The sequence below is a fragment of the Streptomyces sp. GC420 genome, from assembly GCF_009916105.1.
Classification (GTDB): domain Bacteria; phylum Actinomycetota; class Actinomycetes; order Streptomycetales; family Streptomycetaceae; genus Streptomyces.
In genome coordinates this window covers 1-4,922 of sequence record NZ_JAAAXQ010000493.1, presented here as the reverse complement: position 1 = coordinate 4,922, position 4,922 = coordinate 1, and the positions used below count along the sequence as shown (strand labels likewise).

At 72.5% G+C, this 4,922-nt stretch carries 2 protein-coding genes; both read left to right on the top strand.

The window, feature by feature from the left end; genetic code table 11:
* Positions 1–214 precede the first annotated feature (214 nt).
* Positions 215–1,942: a cytochrome P450 gene (locus GUY61_RS34700; protein ID WP_166634303.1), complete on the top strand. Its 1,728-nt coding sequence runs from the start codon at positions 215–217 to the stop codon at positions 1,940–1,942.
* A 178-nt stretch (positions 1,943–2,120) separates the two neighbouring features.
* Positions 2,121–4,700 carry a class III lanthionine synthetase LanKC gene (lanKC, locus tag GUY61_RS34695; RefSeq protein ID WP_166634302.1) on the top strand — a complete coding sequence of 860 codons (2,580 nt, stop codon included), beginning with the start codon at positions 2,121–2,123 and terminating at the stop codon, positions 4,698–4,700.
* The last annotated feature ends 222 nt before the right edge of the window (positions 4,701–4,922 follow it).

Below are 4,922 nucleotides of genomic sequence, written 5' to 3'. Positions count from 1 at the left end.
GGCCGGTGGAGCCACGCCGTGCGCCGGCCTCGCCCCGCCTCGGGGGTACGGGTGCCGTCGGCGCCCGATGAGTAGGGCGCGGCCCGGGATTGAGTAGGTGACCACTCTGTCGCCGGCGGCGGGGACCGCGGAGGCTGTTGATCGTCAGGTGGGCGGACGGCACGACCGGGCCGACCGCGTACTGAGTGTCACAGGTGTTCGGGGGGAGCACGGCATGGGGGGCGTGACAGACGTGGCCGGGGTGACCGATGCGGCGGAGGAGGCCGTCACGGTCGGCGCCGCCGGTGTGGTCGACATGGCCGCGGATGTGCGGGCCGGCGCCGGAGGCACGGGCCGCGGCATCCTGGCCGTCTTCTGCCGCGAATGGGCCGGGGCCGGGAGCCTGGCCACCGACGCCGCCCGGCAGGGCTGGGAGGTGCGGGTGGTCGACACTCCCGTGGAGGATCGCTCCCGGTGCGTCGACGCCGTCGCGGATTTCCTCGCATCACCCCAAAGCCCGGACCGGGCCGTGTTGTTGGGGGTGGGCGAGGCGGGCCCGGCGGTGTTCGAGATCGCGGACCGTCATCCGGAGCGGGCGACCGCCGTGGTGGCGCTGGACGCGGAGGTCCGCCCGCCGACGGACGGTGACTTCCCCGAACTGCCGTGCCCGACGCTGGTCCTGCCCCCGGGAGATCCGGCGGACACTCACCAGGCGGCCCTCGCGGCCGTCGGCCCGTTCCTCGCGGGCCTGGGTGTGCCCTCACGGGCTCCGGGCGGCTGCCCCGTCCGGCCCCCGGCACTCACCCCGCTGCTTCTCCACGAGCCCGAGCCCATGCGGCAGTTGAGCGAGGCCGGGCCGGTCTACCGGCTCAGCGCGCCGGGCACCACCCCGACCTGGATCGTCACCGGGCACAGGGCCGCGCGTACGGTCCTCGCCGACCCCCGTATGCGGGGCGATGCCGAAATGACGGCGGGCTTCCGGTTGCAGCCGGCCGAACTGGCCGCCGCGCACCTCGGGGACGCCGACACGATCACCATCGACGCACGGGAGCACGACCGGTTGCGGCGGCTCGTCGAACGGCATCTCACACCCGGGCGCGTGCACGCCCTGCGTGCCCGCGTACAGCACCTGACGGACGCGCTCCTGGACCGCGTGCCCTCCGGCGGCGAGGAGGTGGACCTCGTCCGGAGCTTCGCGACTCCGCTGCCCGTGGCCGTACTCTGCGAGCTGTTCGGCATACCGGAATCAGACCGCGGATACATCCACGACTGGCTCGTGCGGAGAATCCCCTCTCCACCGCCCCGGGTGCACGGCGACATCGACGAGTACCTGCGCGGGCTCGTCGCCGCCAGACGCGAGCGGCCCACGGACGACTTCCTGGGCTGGGTCTGCGCGGCCGAGGACGACGGGTTGGTGGAGGAGGACCTGGTCCCGGCCGCCAGGCTGCTGATGGTGTCCGGTTGCCGGCCCACGACCACCCTGCTGGCGAACGGCATCGCGGCACTGCTGCGCCACCGCGACCAGTGGCAACGGCTCGTCGACGTGCCCGGTGCGGCCGCGCACGCCACCGAGGAACTGCTGCGGTACGTCACGCCGTACCCGGTGGGCATCCCCCGCCGTGCGAGTGGTCCGGTCGACGTGTGCGGCGTACGGGTCCCCGCCGGACACCTCGTCGCCGCGTCCCTGGTCGCCGCCAACCGGGACCCGTCGGTGTTCACCGCGCCCGACGAGCTCGACATCGGGCGCACCGGCGGCCGGCACGCGGCCTTCGGCCACGGCCATCACCGGTGCCTCGGCGCCGCGCTGGCCAGGACGGAGACCGAGATCGCGATCGGCACTCTGGCGCGGCGCTTCCCCGGGACACGCCTCGCGCCCGGTGTGCGGGACCTCAACTACCGCAAGAACCGTGTGCGTTACCTGCTCGAACTGCCGGTCGTCCTCGGCCGGGACCACCGCCCGTAGCGGGCCACCCACCGGAAGGCGACGGGCCCCGACCTGCCACAGGCCACGTGGCGCAGGCCGCAGGTTGCGGACCACGGGCCACGGGTCGCAGGCCACACAGGCAACACGTCACGTCACGGGCCGCGGGCCGCAGGCGCACCGACATGCCCGAACACTCTTCGCGCGGGAGACACACCTGATGGAAGCCACCACGATTCCGGAGCTGATGGCGTACTGCCAGGCGGATCCGACCTTCTTCGAACCGCCGTGGCACATGCGGGACGACGACAGCCTCTTCCCGGCCTCCCGCCGGCCGTGCCCTCCCGGGTGGAACCGGCGAAACAACGGTTTGTGGGTCGTGATGGAACCCGGTGGTGTCACGCTGCCGGAGCAGGGATGGAAGATCCATGTGTCGGCGACGGACGCCGATGCCGGCACGGTGTGCGACCTCGTGGCCCACTTCTGCCTCTCCCGTGACCTGACCTTCAAATTCCTCCGCAGCAAGGCCGCCATGCGGCTGCTGAACAGCAAGTACGCCGACCGCGGCAGCAGCGGCAAACTGCTGACGGTCTATCCGGTCGACGAGGAACAGCTCACCGCCGTACTGCCCGCCCTGGCCGGCCTCCTGAAGGACTTCACCGGGCCCTACGTCCTCAGTGACGTCAGGTACGGCGACGCCCCGGTCTTTGCGCGGTACGGCGCCTTCGTCCCGATGACCTGCACCGCGCCGGGCGGAGAGCTCGTGTACGGCGTCCGGACTCCGGGCGGCGAGCTGGTGCCGGACAGGCGGGACCCCGCGTTCACCGTGCCGGAGTGGGTGACCGTGCCGGAGGTGCTGCGCGAGTCGGTCGAGCGGCGCACCTCGGCGGAGGGCGAGTTCCCCTACCGGATCGAGAGGGCACTGCACTTCTCCAACGGCGGCGGGGTGTACCTGGCGCGCGACAAGGACTCCGGCGGTTACGCCGTGCTGGTGGAGGCCCGCCCTCATGCGGGCATCGACCGCGACGGCGCGGACGCCGTCACCAGACTGCGGCGGGAGCGGGAGATCCTGGAGCGGCTGAGCGGCCTCGACTGCGTCCCCCGCGTCCTCGGTCACCTCGTCGTCTGGGAGCACCACTTCCTGGTCGAGGAATACATCGAGGGCGAGACACTGCTGGAAGAGGTCTTCGCGCGCTACCCGCTGGGGAGCCCGGATCCGTCCCCGGAGTGGCTCGCCGAGTACACGCGGTGGGCGACGGACGTCCTGGCGAAGGTGGACCGCGCCCTGATGTCCGTCCACGCGCGGGGCGTACGGTTCGCCGACCTCCATCCCGCCAACATCATCGTGCGGCCCGACGGCCGGGTGGCCCTGATCGACTTCGAGATCGCCACCGACCTGGCCGACACCAGGGCGCCGGCGCTGGGCGCGCCGGGGTTCACCGCCCCGGAGGGCATGTCGGGCCGGGAGGCCGACGAGTACGCCATGAACTGCCTGCGGCAGTGGATGTTCCTCCCGATCAGTCCGCTGCAGGAACGCGATCCCGTCAAGTACGCCACCCTCACCGGCGTCATCACCGACCATTTCCCCGTGCCGCGGGGCTTCGGCGCCCGTCTGGTGCGCAGGCTCGGTGCCGGACGCGAGCCCTTCGGTGAGGACCGGTCCGCCGGGCTGCTCGCCGCCGAGGACCCCGACTGGCCGGCCGTACGCGACTCGCTCGTGGCGGGAATCCACTCGAGTGCCACCCCCGACCGCACGGACCGCCTGTTCCCGGGCGATCCCCAGGTGTTCGGGACGGGCGGGTTCAACCTCGCCTCCGGCGCCGCCGGCGTGATCTGGGCCCTGCACCAGGCGGGCTCGCCCGTCCCCGCCGAGTACGTGGACTGGATGCTGTCCGCGGCACGCCGGGCCAAGGACCCGAGGCCGGGCCTCCTGGACGGACTCCACGGTGTGGCGGCGGCCCTCGAGTCGCTCGGCCGACGCGACGACGCCCTGGACATGCTCGACCGGGCACGCAGACTTCACGACGGCCTCGCCTCTCCCGGGCTCCACGGCGGTCTCGCGGGCGCGGGCCTCGGGCTGCTGACCTTCTCCGGCATCACCGGCGACGAGGCGCTGCGCGCCGAGGCCGTGGCCATCGGTGAGACCCTCGCCTCGCATCTCGGACGCGCCGACTCGCCGATGTTCCCGCCGCAGGGACGCGTCGGGCTGGAACACGGCCTCACTGGTGTGGCCCTGTACTTCCTCCGGCTCCACGACACCACCGGCGAGTCGCGCTACCTCGACCTGGCCGGGGAGGCACTGCGGCGCGAGGTCGAGCGCGGCCAGTTCCTCCCGGACGGCGGCTTCAGGCTGCTCCACGGCAACCGTCATCTCGTCTACCTGGGCCCCGGCAGCGGCGGCCTGGCGCTGGTCCTCGCCCAGTACCTGGGCCGTCGTGACGAGCCGGACCGCGCGAAGGTGATCGCCGGTGTGCGTCGCGCCTGCGGGGCTGCGTTCGTACGCCATCCCGCCCTGTTCATGGGTCGTGCCGGCATCATCGCCACGCTCGGCCTGCTGGGCGCGGACGAGGACCGGCAGGTCATCCGTGACCATGTGCGCCGGCTCTCCTGGCACGCCCTCTCCTACCAGGGCCATCTGGCCTTCCCCGGCAACCAGCTCCTGCGCCTGTCCATGGATCTGGACAGCGGTGCGGCGGGAGTCCTCGTTGCCCTAGGCGTCGCGTTCGACCGGAACGCGTCGGTCATCCCGTTCCTCGACCTGCGGTCACCCGTGGTCGGGGAGAAGAAAGGAGGTGAGTAGAGATGGCCTGTGTTCTGCAGCTCCAGTCGCTGGGTGAGAGCGCGTCCGCGCACCCGTGCAACAGCATCGTGACCTCCTACAAGGGCACCTGCTGACGGGCCCGGTGCCAGGGGCCGCCGCCTCGGTCCCTGGCACCGGCACCGGCACCGGCATCGACACAAAGCCGGCCCCGTTCCCCGCCACTTCCGTTTCCCCGCGCTCCCATTCCCCGCACTCCCGGGC